The sequence below is a fragment of the Halomonas sp. IOP_6 genome, assembly GCF_021151565.1.
Lineage (GTDB): Bacteria > Pseudomonadota > Gammaproteobacteria > Pseudomonadales > Halomonadaceae > Vreelandella > Vreelandella alkaliphila.
On sequence record NZ_JAIRBO010000004.1, the window covers coordinates 414,963 to 438,678 of the forward strand.

A 23,716-nucleotide genomic window follows, 5' to 3' on the forward strand; every position below is an offset into this window, starting at 1 on the left:
ATCGGCTGATTCAACGAATCGGGATAGCGGTCTCTTCTTTGATATTACGCAGCACGAAATTGGAGCTGACCTGGGAAATGCCCTCCAAGGTGAAGAGTTTTTCATTCAGAAATCGGTCGTAAGCCGCCATGTCCTCGATCACTACTCGCAATACGAAATCGGCGTTGCCGGTGGTGGCATAGCACTGCAGCACTTCTGGATATTGCAGAATGCGATTTTCGAACTCGACGGTGTTGTCGATGTGGTGGCGAACCAACGTCACCATGACCAGTGCTGATAGTGGTTGGCCCACTAGGCTGGGTTCCACCAACGCTGCAAAGCGGCGGATAACGCCACTCTCCTCCAGGGCTTTTACGCGTCGCCAGCAGGCAGCGGGGGAGAGCCCGATCTGTTCGGCGAGTTCATTGTTGGTAATACGCCCCTGTTGCTGAAGCAGGGTAAGAATGCGCTGATCATGCCTGTCTAAGGTGATTTCTTTGGTTACTTCTTTCATGGTGCCATTTCATTTATTTGTGGTTTATTGAATATCATTGCGTCAAAACTAAAAAAATGAAAGTAATGATTAATAACCAGACGTTTGAAGAGTTAATTAGCAAGCACCTTTAGTGCGCTCTTGGCTAGACTCAGATGTATTACAACCATAACTCTTCAACCGTACTGGTGAACTCTCATGACAACCCCCTCAATTGCTGAGCAGGCGGGTTCTATTACCCAGCCTCTCGAGATCGCACTCGATAATTATCAGCTGGCCGACCGCTATAGCCGAGGCGAAGGCCGTATTTTTCTTACTGGCACCCAAGCCTTGGTACGCATCGCCTTACGTCAGGCGGAGCTTGATCGCCACAATGGCCGCCAGACGGCAGGACTTATCAGTGGCTATCGTGGCTCGCCCTTAGGCGGTGTGGACCAAGAAATTTGGCGGGCGAAAGCCGCTATGGAAGCGCATCACATCGATTTTGTCCCTGCGATCAACGAAGACCTGGCCGCTACCATGATGCTGGGTTGCCAACAGGTAGAGACAGATCCTGAGCGGCAAGTCGAAGGCGTCTTCGGCATGTGGTATGGCAAAGGGCCAGGTGTTGACCGCGCGGGCGACGCGTTAAAGCACGGTAATGCCTACGGTAGCTCACCGACGGGTGGTGTGCTGGTGGTCGCGGGCGATGATCATGGGTGTGTGTCGTCCTCCATGCCACACCAGTCGGATGTCGCCTTTATGGCCTGGTTTATGCCGGTCGTAAGCCCTGCCTCATTGGCGGAATATGAACGCTTTGGGCTATGGGGCTATGCACTTTCACGCTTCTCTGGTTGCTGGGTGGGGTTCAAAGCCGTTTCCGAAACCGTAGAAAGTGGCGCATCGGTGGACGTGCCACCTTTGCCGGAATATGTCACGCCGGATTTCGAAATGCCGGAAGGCGGGCTGCACTACCGCTGGCCTGACCTGCCGGGACCGCAGCTTGAGACCCGCCTTGAGCACAAGCTGGCCGCCGTTCAGGCGTTTGCCACCGCTAACCCGATTGATCAGTATTTATTTCGCCAAGAACAGGCGACATTTGGGCTGGTTACCACAGGCAAGGGCCACCTGGATTTACTTGAGGCGCTGCGTTTGTTGGGGCTGGATGAAGCGAAGCTGCGTGAATTGGGGGTGGAAATATACAAAGTTGGGATGGTGTGGCCGCTCCATCGCCCCGGCATTCTTGAGTTTATTCATGGCAAGCGCGAAGTGCTGGTCATTGAAGAGAAGCGCGGCATTATTGAAAGTCAGCTTAAAGAGTACATGTCCGAACCCGATCACCCTGGCGAGGTGATCGTGACCGGCAAGCAGGATGAAACTGGCAAGCCCTTGATTCCCTTTGTTGGGGAGCTGGGCCCGCGTCTCTTGGCAGGCTTTGTCGCCGAGCGTCTCGCGCGCTTTTTCAACATTGATTTTAGCGACAAACTGGCAACCGTTGACGCTTGCCAAGCCGGCGTTAAGGAGCTTGGTGGTGTGCGCCGCATGCCGTATTTCTGCTCCGGTTGCCCACACAACAGCTCGACCAAGGTGCCGGAGGGCAGTAAAGCCTTAGCGGGCATCGGCTGTCATTTTATGGCGTCGTGGATGGGCCGCAACACCGAATCGTTAATTCAGATGGGTGGCGAAGGAGTTAACTGGGTGGGCAAGAGCCGCTTTACCGGCAACGGCCATATTTTCCAGAACTTAGGTGAAGGCACCTGGTTTCACTCGGGCTCAATGGCGGTGCGCCAGGCAGTGGCTGCCAACGTCAATATTACCTATAAAATCCTGTTCAACGACGCGGTTGCCATGACGGGCGGTCAACCCGTGGATGGGCAAATCAACGTGCCGATGATCGCCCGGCAATCGCTGGATGAAGGTGTTCGTCGGGTAGTGGTGGTCAGTGATGAACCCGAAAAATACCGTGGGCATGAAAAGGAGTTTCCTAAGCAGGTAACCTTCCACGGGCGCGAAGAGATGGACACGCTGCAGCGTGAACTGCGCGAAATTCCTGGCTGCACCGTGTTGATTTATGACCAGGCATGCGCGGCTGAAAAACGCCGTCGGCGCAAGCGTGGTTTGATGGAAGACCCCGCCCGCCGGGTGTTCATTAACCATCATGTTTGTGAAGGTTGTGGTGATTGTTCTGTACAGTCCAACTGTTTATCGGTGGTGCCTCGCGAGACCGAACTAGGTCGTAAGCGCAAAATCGATCAGTCGTCCTGCAACAAGGATATGTCCTGCGTCAGTGGCTTTTGCCCCAGTTTTGTCACTGTTGAAGGCGGCGGGCTGCGTAAAGGCCAAGGCGTCACCGCAGATAATGCCTTTTGGCAACGTATAGCGCATTTGCCTAACCCTGCCATTGCCACTTTGACAGCCCCTTATGACTTACTGGTGGGGGGCGTTGGTGGCACAGGCGTGGTGACTGTCGGGCAACTGATCACCATGGCAGCACACCTGGAAGGCAAGGGCAGCAGCGTGCTCGACTTTATGGGGTTTGCGCAAAAAGGCGGGGCAGTCCTTAGCTATGTGCGTCTGGCATCACAGCCTAGCGAGCTGAATCAGGTCCGTATCGAAGCCGGTCAGGCCGATGCGATGATCGCTTGCGATATGGTCGTGGCGAGTTCGCAGAAAGCACTGAATGTGCTGCAGCCGACCACGCGTATCGTGGCGAATCTGGCCGAGCTAGCCACGGCGGATTATGTCCTTTATCGCGATGCGGATATGCAGCCCAGTAAGCGCCTTAACATGTTGCGTGAAGCGGTAGGAGATGAACGCTTTGCTTCTCTGGATGCCAATCGCCTAGCCGAACAGCTGCTAGGCGATACGGTATTTTCCAATATGATGATGCTGGGATTTGCCTGGCAGCAGGGGCTGGTGCCACTTTCTGAACCTGCGCTGCAGCGTGCGCTAGAGCTTAATGGCGTCGCCGTTGAGAAGAACCGTCAGGCGTTTGCCTGGGGACGCTTAGCAGCGGTGGAGCCCGACTACCTTCAGCAGCATTTGGACACGCTGCCACTGTCCGCGAATGCCACACTGGACGACGTGGTTGCGCGTAATAGTCGCCACCTGGAGCGCTATCAGAACCGTGCCTGGGCTGAGCGTTACGTTACCCAAGTAGCGAAAGTGCGTGAGGCCGAAGCAGCACTAAACGGTGGCCAATCGTTGAGTGAAGCCGTCGCCCATCAGCTTTATCGCTTGATGGCGTATAAAGATGAGTATGAAGTGGCGCGCCTTTACACTCAGAGCGATTTTCTGGATGAGGTCAAAGCAACGTTCTCGGGTGATTACCAGCTAACCTTCCATTTGGCACCGCCGCTGCTGGGTGGTCGTAAAGATGCGCAAGGGCGTCCGGTGAAGCGCCGTTTCGGACCCTGGGTGCTGAAGGCAATGGGCGCGCTGGCCAAGATGCGAGGTTTGCGCAACACGGCGCTTGACCCTTTCCGCTTCAGCGCTGATCGTAAGCTCGACCGCGCTTTATTGGCTGGCTACGAGCAGTTGATTGATGAGTTAGTGACTCGTCTTGATGGCACGAATCACGCCACGGCCTTAGCGCTTGCTAAGCTGCCGGAAGAGATTCGTGGTTTCGGGCCAGTCCGCGAAACTGCCGCTGAGAAAGCCAACGAGCGCCGCGAGACGTTGTTGAAGGAACTACGTGAAGGTCGCTCGAAAACCATCGCTGTTGAAGCTGCTTAAGGCAACTCAATATAGGTAAAAAAGGCCACGCAATGCGTGGCCTTTTGCTAGGTAGCGAGACAGTGATTCAGCTACGCCTCTTTTCGGCGGCGTACCAGCAGCCAGTGGCTTAGTAAGGCGAGCAGCCCCATCAGCCCAATCGTCAAGGCCATGGTGCGCGAGCTGCCGTCGTGGAATTGCCCGACTAATCCACCTACCACAGCGGCAATCGTCATTTGCAGAAAACCAAACAAAGAAGACGCTGCGCCTGCACATTGGGGGTTGGGCGCCAGTGCACCGGCCATTGTTTGTGGCATCAAAATGCCTACTCCCAGCATGAACACCATATGCGGCCCCACCACCGCCCACGGATGATGAACGCCAACGGTGGCCAAGCCCGCCATGACGACGCCCCCAGTTGCGCAGATTACGCTGCCCAAAGTAACGAGGCGATCACGACCTAGGCGGTGGCTATAGCGGCCGCTGACCAGCGTGCCGAAGAAGAAGCCCGCGACAATCAGCGTGAACAGCACGCCATACAACGTAGGCGCGACACCCAGGTATTCGATGAGGACAAAAGATGAGCCCGAAAGATACGCGAATAGCCCGGAGAACGCGGCCGCATTCACCAAGGTGTAGCCGATAAAGGCACGCTGAGTCAGTAGTAAGCGGAAGTTAGCCAGTACTGTTTTCGGGTGGATCGATTGCCGTCGCTCCTTCGCCAACGGCTCGGGTAGCATAAATATCAGCACCGCCAGCATCACTGCCGCGTAGAGCGCCAGCACCACGAACACTGATTCCCAGCCAAAAAACAGCAGTAACCCTGCACCCACCACAGGGGCCAGAGCAGGGGCGAGGGCCATCGTGCTTGCCATATAGGAGAGAATGCGCCCAGCCTCGATAGGGCCATGAATATCACGCACCGATGCCCGTGCTAATACCGGCCCAGCAGCACCGCCGAAGGCCTGTAGGAAGCGGCCTACCAGCAACCACTCGACGCTCGGCGCCCAGGCACACAGTAGGCTCGCAGCGAGAAACAGCGATAAGCCCGCGATCATCACCGGGCGGCGGCCAAAGCGATCAGAGATTGGCCCGCACACTAGTTGGGCCAGAGCGAATCCAGCCATATAGAGGCTAAGGGTCAGCTGTATTCGGTCTGGGCCAGTATTCAGCGCTTCTGCCATCGCGGGCATGGCTGGCAAATACATATCCGTCGCCAGCGGGCCGAGTGCAGTCACCGAGGCCAGTGCCACTACGGTGGCGGTAGAGGGCAGCTTTAGCACCCCTTAACTCCTTTTGGTTGGATGTGATGCCCCTTCGGACACGAGTCGGGCGCCTTCCCGAGTGGAAAGACGCCCGCTTATGTTAGCCTGCTTAGTATAGCTTAATAGTATCGCTTTATTGGGCTTGGCTTCAGCTTAGTTGGCGTCAGGCTGTGCTCCGGGGGCGGCTTTTTCGAAGGCTGGCAGCGAACGACAATTGGCAGCGATACGCTGGATCGTCGGGTAGGCTGACAAATCGCACTCGAAGCGCTCTGCGTTATACACCTGTGGAATCAGGCAGATATCCGCAAGCGTTGGGGTGTCGCCATGGCAAAAGTCGCTGCTGCTGGGGTCAGTAGAGAGCGTCGCTTCCAGGGCTGCGAAGCCCTCGGTAATCCAGTGGCGATACCAGGCTAACTTGGCCGCCTCATCCACCCCCAGTTCACTGACGAGATACTTGAGCACCCGCAGGTTGTTGAGTGGGTGAATCTCGCAAGCCACCGACAGGGCAAGCGCACGAACCCTTGCGCGCGCTAAGGCATCAGCCGGTAGCAGCGCAGGCTTGGGGTGTATCTCATCGAGATACTCGCAGATCGCCAGCGACTGGTTAACTACTGAGCTATCGTCCAGTACCAGGCTAGGCACCATCCCCTGAGGGTTGCGAGTTAGATGCTCGCCACCCCGCTGCTCGCCTTTCACCAAATTGACCGGAACCTGATCGTAGTCCAGGCCTTTCAGGTTTAAAGCGATCCGCACCCGGTAAGCAGCCGACGAGCGGAAATAGCCGTAGAGCGTCGTCATGTTGCCTTCCTTATGTTGTCTTTCTCATATTGCTTTTATTTGGGCTGGTACTTTACGACTTGCTGATCGATGGTACCAAATACGTTGTTACCATCGCGGTCAAACATCTCGATGCGTACCCGGTCGCCAAAGCGCATAAAGGGAGTTTTCACCTGGCCGTACAGTATCTGCTCGACCATACGTACTTCAGCCAAGCAGCTATAGCCGACGCCGCCGTCAGCCACTGGCTTTCCAGGGCCGCCGTGGGGGTCTGGGTTGGAAACCGTGCCAGAGCCAATCACAGCGCCCGCGCCGAGGTAGCGGGTTTTAGCCGCATGGGCAACCAACTGTGGGAAGCTGAAAATCATATCTGGCCCGGCTTCTGGCTCGCCAAACTTCTCGTCATTCAGGTGCACGGTCAGCGGCAGGTGCACTTTGCCTTCTTGCCAAGCATCGCCTAGTTCATCTGGGGTCACCGCGATGGGCGAAAAAGCAGAGGCAGGCTTGGCTTGGAAAAAGCCGAAGCCCTTCGCCAGTTCGCCTGGAATCAGGCCGCGCAGGCTGACATCGTTAACCAGCATTATTAGTTTAATGTGCTTGGCGGCTTCCTCGGGGGTGACAGCCATCGGTACATCATCGGTAATGACCGCAATCTCACCTTCAAAGTCGATGCCATGCTCTTCACTCACCGCCTCGATATCTTCGGTGGGCGCCAGGAAGCAGTCGCTACCGCCCTGGTACATAAGCGGATCGGTCCAGAACGTTTCGGGCATCTCGGCATTACGCGCCTGGCGTACCAGTTGGACGTGGTTCAGATAGGCGGAGCCGTCGGCCCACTGATAGGCACGTGGTAACGGAGAGTGCAGCTTACGTTGATCAAGCTCAAAAGCGCCGTCGGCATCACCACTATTCAGTTGTACGTAGCGTTCTTCAAGCTGAGGGCTAACGGCTTCCCAGCTTTCAAGGGCCGCCTGAAGTGTGGGAGCAATATCAACAGCGCTCACCGCGCGGGAGAGGTCACGGGAGACGATGATGAGTTCGCCGTCGCGGCCTTTGTTAAGTGTTGCAAGTTTCATGGTCATTCAATCCTTGTCGTCAGGGGGCGATAAGTTTTAGGGCTGGTTTGGGTTGAAGTGCGAACGCAGCGTTGACCAAACATCCACATAGTCACGTTGGCGGAAGTCAGCATCCAGAGCCGCAGGGGTTGGGTGGAAGAAGTAGCGGCTTTCAAACATGAAGGCCAGCGTATCCCCCAGGAACTGTGGCTTCAGCTCAGCGTTGGAAGCTTTCTCAAATGTTTCAGCATCCGGGCCGTGTGGTGACATTGAATTGTGCAGGCTAGCACCACCTGGAGTGAAGCCTTCCGCTTTCGCATCGTATTCGCCATGAATAAGCCCCATAAACTCGCTCATCAGGTTGCGATGGAACCATGGCGGCCTGAAGGTGTTCTCGGCAACCATCCAGCGCGGCGGGAAGATCACAAAATCAAGATTGGCCATTCCCGGCGTATCGGAGGGTGACGTCAATACGGTAAAGATTGACGGATCAGGATGGTCGAAGCTCACCGTATTGATGGTGTTGAAGTTAGCGAGATTATATTTATACGGCGCGCAGTTGCCGTGCCACGCCACCACATCTAACGGCGAATGGTTGAGCTTTGTCTCCCAGAAACGACCAGAGAACTTAGCCACTAAGCGGTAGTCGCCTTCCAGGTCTTCATAGGCTGCCACGGGGCTTTGGAAGTCACGCGGGTTGGCTAAACCGTTAGCCCCGATGGGGCCGAGGCCGGGTAGCTCTAAAGGACTGCCGTAGTTCTCGCAAATATACCCCCGTGCAGCGTCAACACCCTGTGCTTTACGCACTTGGAACTTCACGCCACGTGGAATAACGGCAATTTCACCGTTATCGATCTCGAGTTCACCAAACTCGGTGCGTAGACGAATAGCCCCCATCTGCGGAACGAAGAGCAGTTCCCCGTCAGCGTTGTAGAAAAACCGCTCGGTCATGTCTTCATTGAACGTATAGACATGTACGCCCACGCCAGCTTGGGTTCCCGCATCCCCGTTGACTGCAATGGTAAACAAGCCATCGATAAAATCAGTCGGTGCATCCGGTATCGAAACGGGATCCCAGCGCATTTGGTTAGGGTCCGCTGCGGGCTTGTCTAGCGGGGCTGTGTGTACGTTGTTATTTTCCAGTGGCTGATACGCGCTCTGAACAACCGAAGGGCGAATGCGGTAAAGCCAGCTACGAAAGTTTTGATGCCGGGGCGCAGTGAATGCTGAACCAGTGAGTTGTTCTGCGTATAAGCCGTAAGCGCACTTTTGCGGTGAGTTTTGCCCAATCGGCAGTGCACTCGGCAGCGCTTCGCTTGAAAAGTGATTATGAAAGCCATTTTGATACTTCAATTGTTCAGTCATTGTTAAGACCCGCTTTGTTTGAACGTTACTTAAATAAAGCTATCTTTTTATAGACCTATCTTTTTATAGATCTAAGACGCGGCGATTAATCGCCATCACCAACCGCATGAGAAATCGCTTCTTCAAGCACGGTTTGGTCGCCGATATGATTAGCCAGTAACAGGATCAGGCGCGCATTGATGCGCTCGCTCTCTGCCTCGCTGCGGTCGCGATGTAGCGCGGTGAGCGCAGCGTAAAAGGCGTCCGGATCAGTGAAATTGGGGGTCAGTTCAAGCCTTTGCATGGCAACTTTCCTGGAAAGTAGTGTCAGCGGCACCCGCAAGATAAACGCCCAGCGCGCGGTATAATGCGTCTTCAACCTGTTGGGCAGTGATAGCGTGCCAGCGAGCAGCAATGTGCTGGTCAGGACGGATAAGGTATCCACCACCAGCTTTCAGGCCGTAGCGTTGCGTCACTAACCCTTCAACATCATCCACGACGGTAGTGCGCGGTAACGTGCTAAGCACATGTGGCGTGGGGCCAACGATCACTAGGTTTACATCAAGGCAGCGGTCTAGCAGGACACCCAGGTCTTTGAATAATGTGGCGGCATGCTCATCCTCAACGCGGCCGTCAAGCAGTAACGTAAAATCATTACCAAACTGATTGAGTAGCCAGGCGTTCTGTTCGCCCAATCGAATAGGCGCGTCTTTGGTTGGGCTGCCAGGGCGCACCTCGCTTGGGCCACCATCAGCATCGGGCGTATTAAGCGGTGAGCTGTCATAGCGACACGGCATGGAAAGGCGGCCGCTGTTGACTAGGCTGCGTGCGAAGGCATGTTTCTCCGCCAGTTCCAACGTCACATCGCGGAATACTTGGCTGATATGGCTCTTCGGGGTAATAAAGTCAGTGGCACGGGTAGAGTTAAGCAGGTTTTCTGCCGCGCCGTGCTGGCGCTCGGTGTTATACGTGGACAATAGTACTTTCGGCGCCTGGGCTTTGAGAACGCGAGCCAGTTTCCAGGCTAAGTTTTCCACGCCCTGCAGGGCACCATTCGCACCCCTGGCACCAAAGGGTGATACCTGATGAGCCGCATCGCCCATAAATATCACGCTGTGATGAATGAAGTTATCCATCTTACGGCAACGGAAGGTGTAAACACTGGCCCACTCAAGCTCAAACTCCACGTCTTGGCCAAGCATTGCCTGCACGCGCGGGCGAATGTTCTCTTCTTTCTTTTCCTCTTCCGGGTCAGCGTCCCAGCCTAGCTGGAAGTCGATACGCCAAACGTTGTCCGGCTCTTTGTGCAGCAACACCGATTGATTGGGATGGAAGGGTGGGTCAAACCAAAACCAGCGCTCTGTTGGGAAGTCAGCTTTCATCACCACATCAGCGATCAGGAAGCGGTCTTGAAATACCTGGCCTTTGCACTCAAGGCCCAACATGTCGCGGATGCGGCTGTTGGCGCCATCCGAGACAAGAAGGTAGTCACAGGTCAACTGGTAATCACCATCCTGAGTCGAGACTGTGAGGGCGGTGCTGTCAGGCTGAGCATCGACATCAATGACCTTATGTTTCCAGCGAAGATCAATTTGCTCAGCAAAGTCGTGGGCGCGGTTGACCAGAAACTCTTCAAAGTAATACTGCTGCAAGTTGATAAAGGCGGGAATGCGGTGGCCATCTTCTGGCAGCAGGTTGAAGTCATAGACCTCACGATCCTGAAAGAAAACGCGGCCATGTTGCCAAGTGACGCCTTTTTCAAGCATCGGCTCGACGCACCCTAAGCGGTCAATAATTTCCAGTGATCGCTTGGCAAAACATAGCGCTCGCGACCCCACGCTAACGGTGTTGTTATCGTCCAGGACAATTGAGTGAATGCCCTGCTTAGCCAGATCAATGGCGGCAGCGAGACCGCTAGGTCCGGCACCGACAATCACCACTGGGTAATGGCGAACACCTTGAACATCAAGTTCAGACGGGCGTCGGTAAGGATAGACAGGATTTTTATAGGTTGTTGGCATCTATTGCTCCCCTACAGCGTCGGGTGCATTACACCCGACAGCTGGGCATGATCAGTGGGTGTCTCTAGTAAGCACTTACTGATTTTCGACGGCGTCCTGCAGGGAGTGCCACATAGCGGTATCGCGCTCTGCCGTCCAGATACGTGGATCAGGGTATTCGCCACCTGCTTCGTCATAGCAGCGAGTGATATCGAAAGGCACACAGTGATCGAAGATGACCCAGTGGCCATACTTCGGTTTCAGAACCGCATAGGTCTCTGCGTAGCACTCGGAGAGTGATTTACCCGCCGCCTTCCCGGCTTTGACGCTTCCATACATATCATTCAAGAAGTCGCGGGTGCCTTGAATGGCTTCCTGGCACTGTTCGGCAGTTTGCAGCGCATCGCCACGGCCGGGAACGAGCTTCTGGGGCTGCATGGCCTGTAAGTGATCAAGTGTTGTAGGCCAGTCCTCATGGTAAGCATCGCCGGTGTATGGGGTAGCGCCATACTCAACGAGGTCACCGGAAAACATGATTTTTTCTTTCGGTAACCAGACAACGGTGTCGCCCTTGGTGTGTCCGCGGCCAAGGTGAATGATCTGCACCTCACGCTCGCCCATAAACACCGTCAGTTTTTCCTGGAAGACGATGGTTGGCCAGGTCAACCCAGGCACAGAATCGACCCCTTTGAACAGGCGTGGGAAGCGGCCAACCTCGGATTCATAGTCTTGCTGACCACGCTCGACAATCAGGTCATAGGTGTTCTGGCTAGCGTAGATATTCTCGGCATCGTATGCGGAAGCGCCGAGAACACGCACGGCATGGTAATGGGTCATGACCACATGCTTAATCGGTAGGTCAGTCACCTCGCGGATACGGCGGATAACGTCCTGGGCCATGATCGGCGTTGCCTGGGTGTCGATGACCATCACGCTGTCATCGCCAATCACTATGCCCGTATTGGGGTCACCTTCGGCCGTGTAAGCATAGAGCCCCTCTGCCAGCTTGGTAAAACTGATTTGTTTCTCTTCGGTATCGGCATGGGACGCGAATTTCTTACTCATGGTATCTCCGGTGCTAACAGGGTGGTTCAGGTGTTTATTGGAATGTTGTATGTCAGGAGGATAGTTTCTAATGAAACTAAATGTCCAGTACTCCATAGGCGAGTCAGGCGTCCTTATGCATGAATTCGACAATAACTCTCAATAAATCAGATGATTATTGCAAGATAATACCTAAGTATAATAATTAAAATCGGCAAATTAGTTGCAAGAGAGAGTATCTGTCGGCACTGTTTTGGCTTATTCTGACAGGGCTAGCCCTGAGCGTTGGCAACCTAACGCTGATGACATTTTTGTTTGATAAAGGCGAGTAAACGGTGAGTCGTTTTATTCGAAACAGCGTTATTGGATGGAGCTAAGAGGACTCTCTTCCTCAAGGTGGTCAGTATGATAGGCGCGTTGCTGGTGCCCATATTCCCAGCTATGGTGCTGATTTTTATCATCATCACCCCTGATTAAACGGTGGCTCTAGGAGAAACAAAATGACGATGGATAAAGCCGCAAGCGATGCGCCTCAGGAGTCTTCAGCCAGGGCAGAGCTGGATCTCAACCAATTTTTACCCTATCAGCTTAACCGCTTAGCTGACCGCATCAGTCAGGCGTTAGAGAAGCTATATGCCGAGTCTTATGAGCTCAACATTGCCCAGTGGCGTGTACTTGCGTGGCTTAGCCACTGTGATGATTTAACCGCTAAGAAGGTGTGTGCCTACACCAATATGGATAAGGCACGCGTGTCTCGGGCTATTCAGTCGCTGGAAGAACGTGGACTGATAAGCCGCATGCCATCCCAGCAAGACCAGCGACTGCATGACTTACATCTGACAGATGCAGGGCAAGAGCTGCTTAATAAGTTAGTACCTGAAGCTCAGGCGTGGGAAGCCGATCTGGTATCGACCCTAAGCGTTGGCGAATATCGTGACTTGCTCAATACCATGCGCAAGCTTGAGCGCCAGTTGGAGAGAATTGGTTAAAAGCGAGACACAGGAAAGACCAGCCAAGATAGTAGAAAGTGCCCATATTCCGTCAGAGGCGTGTCATTGATATCAATAATGATGTGATTTTTGTAACAAAAGATGGGCTCTAAATGATCTTCTAATAGCCGCTGGTAATGACTTAGGAAGGCGGCCATTTTTTATATAACTATTTGTAAATTAATAATTATATCAAGATTAATACTTAAGTATTAACATCTATTAGTCGATGGGTCGTTGCATGATCCACGTATCTGCAGGCATTGTGATAAATAACGTGATTCACTAGATTTGTAAAAGATAAAAATAAAGTATCATGTTTTGCGCTTCCACTTCGTGACGACCAGAGGAAAGAAAAGTGAATAAAACAACAAACCTGATGATTGGCGCTATCGCCGCTGCAACGCTGAGCACCACCGCCTTGGCGCAAACGACCATCACCGTGAGTACCTGGGCGGGCCCTAATCACGGCATCAACACCATTGTATGGCCTACGTGGAAAGCGTGGATTGAAGAGGCAACAGAAGGTCGCGTAACCGTAGACGTGATACATGATATGGGACCCCCAGCGTCACAAATGGAGATGGTCGCCGATGGTATCGCTGATGCTACCTGGGTTTTTCACGGCTATAACACTGGCCGCTTTCAGTTAACCAAGCTGCCGGAGTTTCCTACCTTTCAAGAGTTCTCATCAGAAAATGCCTCAAGTGCCTATTGGCAAACGCACCAAGAGTACCTGGCAGCCGCTGGTGAACACCGTGGTGTAGATGTTGTTGCTGCCGGTGTCCACGGGCCTGGCTGGATCTTCAGCAGCGAGCAGTATGAAACCTTAGAAGACCTTAAAGGTAAGCGCATTCGGGTTGGCGGTGGCGTGATGGGCGATCTCTCCAATGCCCTAGAGCTAACCGGTGTCGCATTGCCGCCCACAGGCGTTTATGAAGCAGGTTCTCAGGGCGTCATCGATGGGGCCATGCTTGTTCCTGAAGGGCTGCGCAGCTTCCGTGTCGCAGAGATTTTCCCCTACACCCTCACGGTAGACGGCGGTTTCTACCGCGGCAGCTTCACTATCGTCGTCAACCCGATGATCTGGGATGAAATGTCGCCCGAAGATCGTGAAGCCGTTGAATCCGTCTCTGGTGAGCGCTTGTCGCGTCTGTTCGGTTACATGATGGATGTCGTGGATGTCCGGGGCGTCGACTTTGCCGAAGAGCTTGGCCATACCTTTACCAAACTCGGTGACGAAGATCTCAATACGCTGAAAAGCATGAGTGACAGCATGATTGCTGAGTGGGCTGAGTCTGTTTCAGAGAACCGTAACGTAGATGCGATGGCCGCTATCGAGTTCTATCGTGAGCAACTCGTTGCTGCAGCGGAAGAAGAGAGCGTTAGCAGTCTAGTGCCAGACGAATTAGTACCAGACGACGCAAAGTAAATCCCCACTGGCGCTAGATGGAGAGTGACCATGCAAACCCAAATGGCACGTGCTACGCGCGTTAGTCGGGTTCTGCAGCTGATATTAGAGGGGGTGGCTGGCGCTACCCTCTTTGGCATGATGCTGTTGACCACTGCTGACGTAGGCGGCCGCTACTTTTTTAATTCCCCCATTCTAGGGGCTATTGAATTAACCCAGCTGATGTTGGCGGCATTGGTATTCCTGTCGCTGCCAGTCGTTTGTTGGCGTCAAGAGCATGTCAGCGTTGACCTGCTCGATGCGATATTTCCTGCAAAACTTATTTGGCTACGTGAGGTGATCGTCAATCTGATCGTAACGGCGGCTCTTTGGGTGATGGCGCAGCGTGTATGGGCACTGGCAGAACGCGCTTTTTCATGGGGAGATGTGACGGAATTTTTGCGCATTCCCTATGGCTATCTGATCGGGCTGATCGCCATCATGCTCGCGCTTTCAGCACTACTGACCCTTATACGAGCCGGTTTCTACCTGCTTGAGGGGCTTAAGGTAATCGAAAAAGGTGGCCCATTAAGTATAGGAGAGCCCCATGACTGAAGCGTTGTACGGTTTCGCAGTATTGTTAATACTTGTGTTCCTGCGTGTGCCACTGGCGTTCGCGATGGGGATCGTTGGTTTCGCCGGGTTCTATCTATTAACGGGTAACTGGAATGCTGCTGAAGCAATGGCGGCGCGCCGGGTAGTAGACACCGCCATGGATTATGGCCTGTCGGTGATTCCATTGTTCATTCTAATGGGTAACTTTGTTTCTCATGCAGGCCTGTCCGATGCCTTGTTTCGAGCATCAAATGGTTTCCTAGGTCACCGTAAGGGTGGTCAGGCAATGGCGACAATTGTCGCTTGCGGTGGTTTTAGCGCGATATGCGGATCGAGCTTAGCGACGTGTGCCACCATGGGCCGAGTCGCCATGCCGCAAATGCGCAAATATGGCTATAAGGATTCACTGGCTGCCGCTTCCATCGCGGCGGGTGGCACCTTGGGTATCTTGATACCACCCAGCGTCATGCTGGTGATTTATGGGATCCTGACCGAAACCAGTATCCGCGAGCTTTTTGCCGCTGGCTTTATCCCCGGCATTCTTGGCATCTTTCTTTATATTGGTGCCATCAAGTGGGTGCTTTGGCGCGACCCCACCGCTGGCCCTGCGGCAGAGAAAGTGCCATGGCCAGAACGGATCAAGGCGCTAAAAAGCGTAGGCAGTACGCTAGCACTGTTTGTACTGGTGATTGGCGGTATTTACCTCGGGGTGTTTACGCCCACTGAGGCGGCCGGTATCGGTGCAATGGGCGCTTTCTTAATCGCGCTAATGCGTCGGGCACTGACCCCACAAGTGTTAATGAACGTGTTAATGGACACCGTGCGCACCACCGCGATGCTGTTTGCCGTGGTACTAACGGCGCTGATTTTCGCCAACTTCATCAACCGTGCGGGGCTGCCTGGCGACCTGCTAGCACTGGTTAATGGCCTGAATGTTGCGCCTTTTGTGGTCATCCTGGTGATTATCGCGATCTATGTCGTACTGGGCTGTGTGTTCGAAAGTATGTCGATGCTGCTGCTCACCGTACCGGTATTTTTCCCGGTAGTGGCGGGGCTGGGTTATGACTTGGTATGGTTTGGCATTCTGGTCGTTATCGTCATTGAGATTAGCCTGATAACACCTCCCGTCGGTATGAACGTGTTCGTATTGCGAGCCGTATTGCCGGACGTATCCACAGGCACAATCTTCCGTGGCGTCACCCCTTTCTGGGTTGCGGGTACCATACGTGCGTTGTTGGTGCTTATCTTCCCCGCCATCGTGCTGTTCCTACCACGACTGATGTATTAAAACGCTTTTATTAACTTTCGTACGATACAAAAAGATGACAGGGCGTTTGCCCTGTCATTTTTTTTGCCTTGCTTTTATGTCTGGCTATTAGGCTGAGCCGTTACTGGCGCTTTGCGACCAGCGTTAGAATGTCATAGCTGGCGACCAGCTCATCATGTTGATTGGTCACTGCCACGTCCCACATCACCACGCCTTGCGGGTGGCCGTCAGGAGATGCCCGGCCCTGGTCAATCTTACGCTTACAGGTGAGGCGAGCGCGGATGGTGTCGCCAACCAGCACAGGCGTAATAAAGCGCAGCGTATCCAGGCCGTAGTTAGCTAATACGGGACCTTCACCTGGGTAAACGAACAAGCCAGCGGCTGCTGAAAGTACAAAGTAGCCGTGGGCAATGCGTTGGCCAAATTGGGTCTCTTTCGCGGCAATGTCGTCGAAGTGCATGTAAAAGTGGTCGCCGGAAAGGCAGCCAAAATTGACGATATCGGCTTCAGTGACGGTGCGGCGGTGGGTTAACAGTGACTCGCCAACCTGCAGGTCGTCGAAATGGCGGCGGAACGGATGAATATCGTTCTCGATCACCTTCGCGCCACGCACATACTCCCCTGTGACGGCCGCGAGCATGGTCGGAGAGCCCTGAATGGCGGTGCGTTGTAGGTAATGGTGAACAGCACGAATACCGCCGAGCTCTTCGCCGCCGCCTGCGCGGCCGGGGCCGCCATGCTTGAGCATCGGTAGCGGAGAGCCGTGACCAGTGGACTCCTTGGCTGCCTGGGCATCCAGAATCTGCAAGCGGCCATGCTGGGCGGCCAGCACGGGGATCATTTTAGCAGCAATGGCGGGGTCTTTGGTGGTCAGCGTGGTTACTAGGCTGCCCTTGCCTTTGGCGGCGATGGTTAAAGCTTCGTCGATGCCGTTGTAGGGCATTAGCGTCGCGACGGGACCGAAAGCTTCGATGTCGTGCGCACCACCGTCGTTCAGTGGGTTGCGGTTGATCAGTAAGTGAGGAGAGATGAACGCGCCGTTTTCCACCTCCTGGCCGACAGGTTTGAAGCTGCCGTCTCTGCCAAAGACGCACTCACTAGTTTCCAGCAGCTGTTCGATCGCATGATTCACGTCTCTCAACTGGTCACGGGAAGAGAGTGCGCCCATGCGCACGCCTTCTTGATGAGGATCACCGACGACGATGTTGGCAAGGCGCGCCGTGATTGTGTCTGCCAATGCATCGAGATGCTCGGCAGGCACTAAAATTCGGCGGATCGCGGTGCATTTCTGGCCTGACTTGGCGGTCATCTCCTTGACCACTTCTTTGGCAAAAATCTCGAACTCTTCGTCTTCAGGACTTACATCTGGCGCCATAATGGCGCTGTTGAGCGAGTCCGCCTCGGCGTTAAACGGAATGCTCTTGGCCATGATGTTAGGGTGGCTTTTCAGCATTAGGGCAGTGCTTGCCGAGCCGGTAAAGGTGACAAAGTCCTGCTCTTCCAGGTGGTCGAGTAGGTCACCGGCTCCACCGATCACTAGTTGCAGCGCACCTTCCGGCAGCAGGCCAGAATCGTTGATGACGCGTACGGCGGCTTCGGTTAAGTAGCTCGTCGCCGTTGCCGGTTTGAAGATACACGGCATGCCTGCCAGAAAGGCGGGCGCGAACTTCTCCAACATACCCCAGATAGGGAAGTTGAACGCATTAATATGCACCGAGACGCCGCGGCGGGGTACCAGAATGTGGGTGCCGTTGAAGTGGTTCTCTTTGCCTAATTGGGTCACTGGGCCTTCGTGGGCCACATTGCCTGAGGGCAGTTCCTTGCGGCCCGTGGAAGCGTAGGTAAACAGGGTGCCGAAACCGCCGTCGATGTCGATCCAGGAGTCGGCCTTGGTGCAGCCGGTGTGGTGAGAGATGGCATAGAGCTCACGCTTACGCTCTTGGATATAGGCGGCCAGCGCCTTAAGAATGGCGGCCCGCTGCTGAAAATCCAGCGCCAGAATGTTCTTCACGCCGGTGTTGCGGGCGTACGCCACCGCTTCGCGGAAATTGATCTCTTCTTGGTGAGTATGCGCAACGGTGGTGCCGTTGATGGCGCTGATAAGGGCTTTGGACTCGGTTTGTCCGAGCCACTGGCCTGCGATGTAACTTTGCAAAACTGGCATTGCGTGTTCTCCCGTACAACATAAACAAAGCCGACGCAGTCGCCGGCTTGGAAGTAGGTGGACTAGGGGTTATACCTCGTCAAAATCGAGCACCACTTTGTCACTGATCGGATAGCACTGGCAGGACAGTACGTAGCCGGCATCTATTTCGTAATCTTCCAAGGCGTAATTGGCGTCCATTTCCACCTCACCTTCGATGACTTTTGATTTGCAGGTGGAACACACGCCCGCCTTGCATGAGAACGGCAGGTCGGCGCCGTGCTCGTTACCCGCGTCCAAAATGTTTTGGGTATTGCGGGACAGGTTATATTCGATGGTGCGGCCGTCGATAATCACCTTGATATGCGAAGTTTCAGCCTCAAGTTGACCAGCTCTGGCTGCCTGGTGGCGCTTGGCGCCCGCTGTCGGCAGCCCAGTGGTGAACAGCTCGAAGTGCACCTTCTCCTTTGGCATTCCATGTTGGGTCAGGACATCACGCACGATCTCGGTCATCTCTTGCGGGCCACAGATAAACGCAGCATCGAGCTTGGGTACGTCTACCCAACGGTCAAACAGGGCATTGCACTTATCGGCATCGATACGACCGTTGTAAAGATCGATTTCCTGCTGCTCGCGGCTGAACACGTAAATGATATTAAGGCGTTCGAGATAACGATCCTTGAGATCCTGCAGACGTTCGCGAAACAGCGTGCCCGTGGTAGAGCGGTTGCCATAAATCACGGTAAAACGACTTTTCGGCTCGCTTTCCAACGTAGTGGAAACAATCGACATGATGGGGGTGACGCCACTGCCTGCGGTCACCGCCAGATAGTGCCCTTCACGACTGGGGTCGAGAGGCACGAAGAACTTGCCCTGTGGTGGCATCACTTCCAATTGCTCCCCAGGCTGCAATTGCTGGTTGGCAAAGGTGGAGAAGCTACCACCTGGGACTAGCTTGACGGCGACTCTTAGCTCGTGTTCGTGGACGCCGGTGCAGATTGAATATGAGCGGCGGACATCCTCACCGTCGATGTCGCGGCGCAGTGTCAGGTACTGGCCTTGGGTAAAGCGAAAGGCGTCCAGCAGATCGTCGGGAATATCGAAAGCAATGGAAACGGCATCATGGGTTTCCTTGCGTACATCCTTGACGGTCAGGGCGTGAAATCGGCTCATGGGAAATGGTCTCGTCGTTTTACAGACACTTGAAATAGTCGAAAGGCTCCAGGCAATCGCGGCAGCGATAGAGCGCCTTGCAAGCCGTAGAGCCGAATTCGCTGACGCGTTCGGTTGTGTTGCTGCCACATAAAGGGCAGGGCACTACCGGGTCAGACTGGCCCGTCAGGCTGCGCTTGCTGGCGCTCCCTACCGGCGGCGCGATGCCGTAAGCGCGCAATTTTTCGCGCCCGGCGTTGGTCAACCAATCGGTGGTCCAGGCAGGTGACAGGCGGCGCTGAATCAGCGGGTCTGAGTAACCAGCGGCCACCAACGCTTCATGAATATGCTGTTCGATAACTTCCGTCGCCGGGCAGCCGGAGTAGGTGGGGGTCACATTGACCGCCAGCCGATCGTCCACCCAGTCGATATCGCGCACAATTCCCAGTTCAACCACGCTGACCACCGGCACTTCTGGGTCTGGCACTTGCTCTAAAACCGCCAGCACGGCGTCGATATCGCCTTTTTCACCAGCGGGTGGCAGCCCGCGACGGTCGCTGCCGATCAAGTCACTTGAAGGCCAGTCATCGGTAGGCCAGTCATCGGTAGGCCTGTTATCGATAGGTCTGTTATCGATAGGTCCATCACTGACAGGCGCAGGCGGTGGGTTACCAGACGGTCGCATCGGGATATGCCCTCGGCAGGTATTGCATTTCCGCCAACAGAAAGCCCAGGTGCTCGGTGTGATGGCCGACTTTGCCGCCGGTATACATCCAGGCGTCGTAGGAAGGTCGCTCAAGCGTGGCTTCCTCAAGCACCTCTTCCACCGTTGCTTTCCAGCGAGCGGCAATGGTTTCAGGATCAGGCGCGATGCCGGCCTCTATCATGGCCTGATCAATCTCGTCGACCTGCAATAGCTCGCCGGTGAACTGCCAAAGGTTGTCGAGCGCGCGCTGCATACGCGTGTGGCTTTCTTCGGTGCCATCGCCCAGGCGAATCACCCATTCAGAGGAGCGGCGAAGGTGGTACGTTGCTTCTTTAAGCGATTTAGCAGCCACTTCGGCAATTCGCGGGTCGCTGGACCCAGCCAAGCCATCAAGTAGATGAACGTGCCAAGCATCGAACAGGAACTGACGTCCTATGGTGTCTGCAAAGTCACCGTTGGGCTGCTCGGTGATCAACAGATTACGAAAGTCCTGGGCATCGCGGCGAAAGGCCAGATGATCGGCATCGATATTGTCAGTTACCAGGTCAGCAACCATCAGTTCAGCCGCATAGCCAAGCCAGTTGCGTGCCTGTCCGAAGAGGTCGAGCCCTACATTCATTAAGGCCAGCTCTTCTTCCAACGCTGGAGCTTTGCCACACAGCTGTGCGTGCCGCTGGCCAAGCACCAAGGCGTTGTCGCCAAGGCGTAGCAGGTAATCGGTCAGCGGTGCTTGTGTTTTTTGAGCCATGTTTTTCAGAGCAGTGTTTTTCAGTGCCATGTTTTGCATCACAGCCTCCCTTACATGTGGCCGACTTCTTTCGGCAGTTTGTAGAAGGATGCGTGGCGATAGACCTTATCGTTAGACGGGTCAAACAGCGGCTCTTTCTCATCAGGAGAAGACGCAGTGATTTCGCTGGCCGGAACCACCCAGATGCTCACTCCTTCATTACGACGGGTGTAAAGCTCGCGGGCATTTTCGATTGCCATGCTGCGATCAGCGGCGTGTACGCTGCCGACGTGCTTGTGGTTAAGGCCGTGCTTGCTGCGTATAAAAACTTCGAAGAGGGGCCAGTCAGCCATGAGAGATGCCTCAGTGGTCATAGGAGTCTCGCGAGACTCCCTATTGTTCTAAAAAATAGTGTTTTAAAAGTCGGGTTTTAAAAATAAGACGTTGCCAGCTTAGGCTGCTCGGCGTTGACGCTTGGCGGCATAAGCCACGGCGGCTTCACGCACCCAGGCACCGTTATCAATGGCGCTACGACGTGCTTCAATGCGCTCGCGGTTGCAGGGGCCGTTGCCTTTCACGACGTCGAAAAATTCCTGCCAGTCGATTTCACCGAACTCGTAGTGGCCGGTCTCTTGGTTATATTTGAGATCCGGGTCGGGAGCGGTGCAGCCCAGCAGCTCTAGCTGCGGTACGGTTTGGTCGAGGAAGCGCTGGCGCAACTCATCGTTGCTGTGGCGTTTGATCTTCCAGGCCATCGACTGAGCACTGTTGGGTGAGTTTTCGTCGGATGGCCCGAACATCATTAGCGATGGCCACCAGAAACGGTTGATGGAGTCCTGCACCATGGCTTTCTGGTCGTCAGTGCCCTCTTGCATCATGGTCAACAGAATTTGATAACCCTGGCGCTGATGAAAGCTCTCTTCCTTGCACACGCGAATCATGGCGCGCGCGTAGGGGCCGTAAGAGGTGCGCTGTAGCGGTACCTGATTGACGATGGCTGCGCCGTCGACCAGCCAGCCGATGGTGCCCATGTCAGCCCAGTTTAGCGTTGGGTAGTTGAAGATACTGGAGTACTTGGCGCGGCCATCGTGAAGCTTGTCGATCTCTTCGTCGCGGTCGGCACCCAGAGTTTCCATGGCGCTATAGAGGTACAGGCCATGACCCGCCTCATCCTGAATCTTGGCCATTAGCTGCAGCTTGCGCTTAAGGGTCGGCGCACGTGTCAGCCAGTTACCTTCCGGCAGCATACCGACGATCTCGGAGTGTGCGTGTTGCGAGATCTGACGGATCAACGTCTTGCGATAGGCGTCCGGCATCCAATTCTTAGGTTCTATTTTGATTTCATCATTGATGCGCTCCTGGAACTGGCGTTCCTCAGGACCCATCTCATCAAGCGTTTTAAGTTTTTTAGAACCGGTTTCAACGAGCTGCGCGTACATAGAGACCTCCGCGGCGTCGGACTATCAGGGGGTTGACTTATCTTGCTTAAAGTATAGTGACACAAAATATTTTATCAATAACTATTTTTATGTGTCACTTTAAGACTTTATGATTACGGATAAAGCCAGTGTGGTTGGTTTATAAAGGAAAAGTGGCTGAGCATAAGTGATTCTTAATGTGGAGTTTTTTATTATCAAAATTGGCTATGTGGGTATAAAAAGGCCCTTGCAGGGTTGCCTGCAAGGGCGTCGTTCTAACGTCTCAGTGTATGGCTAAACCAACCGGTTAAGGCGCTAAGGAGTGAATCAGCGAAGGTCCTTGACGCGTCTGGCCTTACCCAGCGAACGCATCACGCTCTCTACCTGACACACTTCAACCTGGGTGCTAATGCCAATGTACGTCTTAATGGCATGCTGAAGCTGTTTTGCTGCTTGCTCACAGGCTACTGGATCGCGGGCGATGTCATGATGGCTCGCCTCGACCCGCACAAGCACCATATCCATATTGCCTTGGCGGCTGACTTCGATCTCGTAGTGGGGCGAAAGCGTCGCAATCTTGAGCAGTTGCTCTTCGATCTGAGTGGGGAACACATTCACGCCGCGGATGATCAGCATGTCGTCGCTGCGACCAGTGATTTTGTCGATGCGGCGCATGGGGCGGGCGGTGCCCGGCAGTAAGCGGGTCAGGTCGCGGGTGCGGTAGCGAATCACCGGCAGGCCTTCTTTGGTTAGGGTGGTGAACACCAACTCGCCGTATTCGCCGTCTGGCAGGACGTCACCGCTGATTGGGTCGATGATCTCGGGGTAGAAATGATCTTCCCAGATGGTCGGGCCATCTTTGGTTTCCAGGCACTCCATGCCCACGCCGGGCCCCATTACTTCAGAGAGGCCGTAAATATCGAGGGCGTCAATGCCCAGGCGCTGCTCTAAGGCCGTGCGCATGCTATCGGTCCAGGGTTCGGCACCGAAAATGCCAGTGCGCAGGGGCAGTGTGCGCGGGTCGATCCCTTGTCGCTCCATCTCGTCTGCGATGTTGAGCATATACGAGGGGGTGACCATGATGATGTCCGGCTGGAAATCACGAATTAACTGAACCTGTTTCTCAGTCTGGCCGCCCGACATGGGGATGACCGCGCAGCCCAGGCGCTCGGCACCGTAATGCGCGCCCAGTCCGCCGGTGAACAGGCCGTAGCCATACGCCACATGTACTTTGTCGTTGCGGCTGCCGCCAGCGGCACGGATCGAGCGCGCCACCACATCGGACCACACATCAATGTCCTTCTGGGTGTAGCCCACCACCGTCGGTTGTCCGGTGGTGCCGCTGGAGGCATGGATGCGAACGATCTCGCTCATCGGGGTGGCCAACATGCCAAATGGGTAGTTGTCGCGCAAATCAGCCTTGGTGGTGAACGGCAGTTTGGCGAGATCTGCCAGCGTGTGGATATCGTCGGGATGTACCCCAGCCTTGTCGAAAGACTGACGGTAGAACGGCACATTGTCGTAAGCGTGCTTCAGGCTCCACTTCAGGCGCTTGACCTGAGTGGCGCGCAGCTCGTCGACGCTGGCGGTTTCCAAGGGGTCGAGAGTCGCAGTGTCGATACGCGTAGCGGGCTGATTCATCAGGGTCTCCGGTCAAGC

Annotated in this window: 20 protein-coding genes; 5 read left to right on the forward strand and 15 right to left on the reverse strand. The window is 54.7% G+C overall.

The window, feature by feature from the left end; translation table 11 throughout:
* Positions 1-10 precede the first annotated feature (10 nt).
* Complete coding sequence (locus K7H08_RS10320) at positions 11-493, reverse strand: Lrp/AsnC family transcriptional regulator (protein ID WP_231657857.1); 483 nt, start codon at positions 491-493, stop codon at positions 11-13.
* A 177-nt stretch (positions 494-670) separates the two neighbouring features.
* On the opposite strand from K7H08_RS10320, the gene K7H08_RS10325 reads away from it, so the two are divergent.
* Positions 671-4,186, forward strand: a complete 3,516-nt coding sequence (locus tag K7H08_RS10325; protein ID WP_231657858.1) for an indolepyruvate ferredoxin oxidoreductase family protein — start codon at positions 671-673, stop codon at positions 4,184-4,186.
* A 71-nt stretch (positions 4,187-4,257) separates the two neighbouring features.
* Here the strand turns inward: K7H08_RS10325 and K7H08_RS10330 are convergent, their stop codons facing one another.
* From K7H08_RS10330 to K7H08_RS10360, 7 genes are all read right to left on the reverse strand, one after another.
* On the reverse strand, positions 4,258-5,448 hold the full coding sequence (locus K7H08_RS10330) for a multidrug effflux MFS transporter (protein ID WP_231657859.1): 1,191 nt from the start codon (positions 5,446-5,448) through the stop codon (positions 4,258-4,260).
* A 135-nt stretch (positions 5,449-5,583) separates the two neighbouring features.
* The gene (maiA, locus tag K7H08_RS10335) at positions 5,584-6,228 is read right to left on the reverse strand and encodes a maleylacetoacetate isomerase (RefSeq protein ID WP_038479129.1); all 645 of its coding nucleotides are present in this window, start codon (positions 6,226-6,228) and stop codon (positions 5,584-5,586) included.
* Positions 6,229-6,263: 35 nt separating this feature from the next.
* Positions 6,264-7,283 carry a fumarylacetoacetate hydrolase family protein gene (locus tag K7H08_RS10340; RefSeq protein ID WP_095603566.1) on the reverse strand — a complete coding sequence of 340 codons (1,020 nt, stop codon included), beginning with the start codon at positions 7,281-7,283 and terminating at the stop codon, positions 6,264-6,266.
* Positions 7,284-7,319: 36 nt separating this feature from the next.
* Positions 7,320-8,627, reverse strand: a complete 1,308-nt coding sequence (gene hmgA / locus K7H08_RS10345) for a homogentisate 1,2-dioxygenase (RefSeq protein ID WP_231657860.1) — start codon at positions 8,625-8,627, stop codon at positions 7,320-7,322.
* An 85-nt stretch (positions 8,628-8,712) separates the two neighbouring features.
* Positions 8,713-8,910: a DUF2783 domain-containing protein gene (locus K7H08_RS10350; RefSeq protein WP_231657861.1), complete on the reverse strand. Its 198-nt coding sequence runs from the start codon at positions 8,908-8,910 to the stop codon at positions 8,713-8,715.
* On the reverse strand, positions 8,897-10,627 hold the full coding sequence (locus K7H08_RS10355) for an FAD-dependent oxidoreductase (protein ID WP_231657862.1): 1,731 nt from the start codon (positions 10,625-10,627) through the stop codon (positions 8,897-8,899). The genes K7H08_RS10350 and K7H08_RS10355 overlap by 14 nt, the downstream gene beginning before the upstream one ends.
* 75 nt (positions 10,628-10,702) lie before the next feature.
* A complete protein-coding gene (locus K7H08_RS10360; protein ID WP_231657863.1) occupies positions 10,703-11,671 on the reverse strand; it encodes an MBL fold metallo-hydrolase in 969 nt (322 codons plus the stop codon).
* Positions 11,672-12,150: 479 nt separating this feature from the next.
* On the opposite strand from K7H08_RS10360, the gene K7H08_RS10365 reads away from it, so the two are divergent.
* From K7H08_RS10365 to K7H08_RS10380, 4 genes are all read left to right on the forward strand, one after another.
* Positions 12,151-12,639: a MarR family winged helix-turn-helix transcriptional regulator gene (locus tag K7H08_RS10365; protein WP_038479112.1), complete on the forward strand. Its 489-nt coding sequence runs from the start codon at positions 12,151-12,153 to the stop codon at positions 12,637-12,639.
* Positions 12,640-12,997: 358 nt separating this feature from the next.
* Positions 12,998-14,071 carry a TRAP transporter substrate-binding protein gene (locus K7H08_RS10370; protein WP_231657864.1) on the forward strand — a complete coding sequence of 358 codons (1,074 nt, stop codon included), beginning with the start codon at positions 12,998-13,000 and terminating at the stop codon, positions 14,069-14,071.
* Between the two features lie 30 nt (positions 14,072-14,101).
* Entirely contained in the window at positions 14,102-14,644 is a 543-nt protein-coding gene (locus K7H08_RS10375; protein WP_231657865.1) for a TRAP transporter small permease, read from the forward strand.
* Positions 14,637-15,932 carry a TRAP transporter large permease gene (locus K7H08_RS10380; RefSeq protein ID WP_038479103.1) on the forward strand — a complete coding sequence of 432 codons (1,296 nt, stop codon included), beginning with the start codon at positions 14,637-14,639 and terminating at the stop codon, positions 15,930-15,932. The genes K7H08_RS10375 and K7H08_RS10380 overlap by 8 nt, the downstream gene beginning before the upstream one ends.
* A gap of 100 nt (positions 15,933-16,032) precedes the next feature.
* Here K7H08_RS10380 and paaZ read toward each other — a convergent pair whose 3' ends face one another.
* The 7 genes from paaZ to paaK form a co-directional block, all read right to left on the reverse strand.
* Positions 16,033-18,075: a phenylacetic acid degradation bifunctional protein PaaZ gene (gene paaZ / locus K7H08_RS10385; protein WP_231657866.1), complete on the reverse strand. Its 2,043-nt coding sequence runs from the start codon at positions 18,073-18,075 to the stop codon at positions 16,033-16,035.
* A 69-nt stretch (positions 18,076-18,144) separates the two neighbouring features.
* Positions 18,145-19,227 carry a 1,2-phenylacetyl-CoA epoxidase subunit PaaE gene (paaE, locus tag K7H08_RS10390; protein WP_231657867.1) on the reverse strand — a complete coding sequence of 361 codons (1,083 nt, stop codon included), beginning with the start codon at positions 19,225-19,227 and terminating at the stop codon, positions 18,145-18,147.
* 19 nt (positions 19,228-19,246) lie between these two features.
* On the reverse strand, positions 19,247-19,891 hold the full coding sequence (paaD, locus tag K7H08_RS10395) for a 1,2-phenylacetyl-CoA epoxidase subunit PaaD (protein ID WP_231657868.1): 645 nt from the start codon (positions 19,889-19,891) through the stop codon (positions 19,247-19,249).
* Positions 19,875-20,699, reverse strand: coding sequence for a 1,2-phenylacetyl-CoA epoxidase subunit PaaC (gene paaC / locus K7H08_RS10400; protein WP_198348882.1), 825 nt, complete (start codon positions 20,697-20,699; stop codon positions 19,875-19,877). Before paaC ends, paaD begins: the two co-directional genes overlap by 17 nt.
* 11 nt (positions 20,700-20,710) lie before the next feature.
* Positions 20,711-20,992, reverse strand: a complete 282-nt coding sequence (gene paaB, locus K7H08_RS10405) for a 1,2-phenylacetyl-CoA epoxidase subunit PaaB (protein ID WP_009723077.1) — start codon at positions 20,990-20,992, stop codon at positions 20,711-20,713.
* 99 nt (positions 20,993-21,091) lie between these two features.
* Positions 21,092-22,078 carry a 1,2-phenylacetyl-CoA epoxidase subunit PaaA gene (gene paaA / locus K7H08_RS10410; RefSeq protein ID WP_038479094.1) on the reverse strand — a complete coding sequence of 329 codons (987 nt, stop codon included), beginning with the start codon at positions 22,076-22,078 and terminating at the stop codon, positions 21,092-21,094.
* Positions 22,079-22,384: 306 nt separating this feature from the next.
* On the reverse strand, positions 22,385-23,698 hold the full coding sequence (gene paaK, locus K7H08_RS10415) for a phenylacetate--CoA ligase PaaK (protein ID WP_231657869.1): 1,314 nt from the start codon (positions 23,696-23,698) through the stop codon (positions 22,385-22,387).
* Between the last annotated feature and the right edge of the window lie 18 nt (positions 23,699-23,716).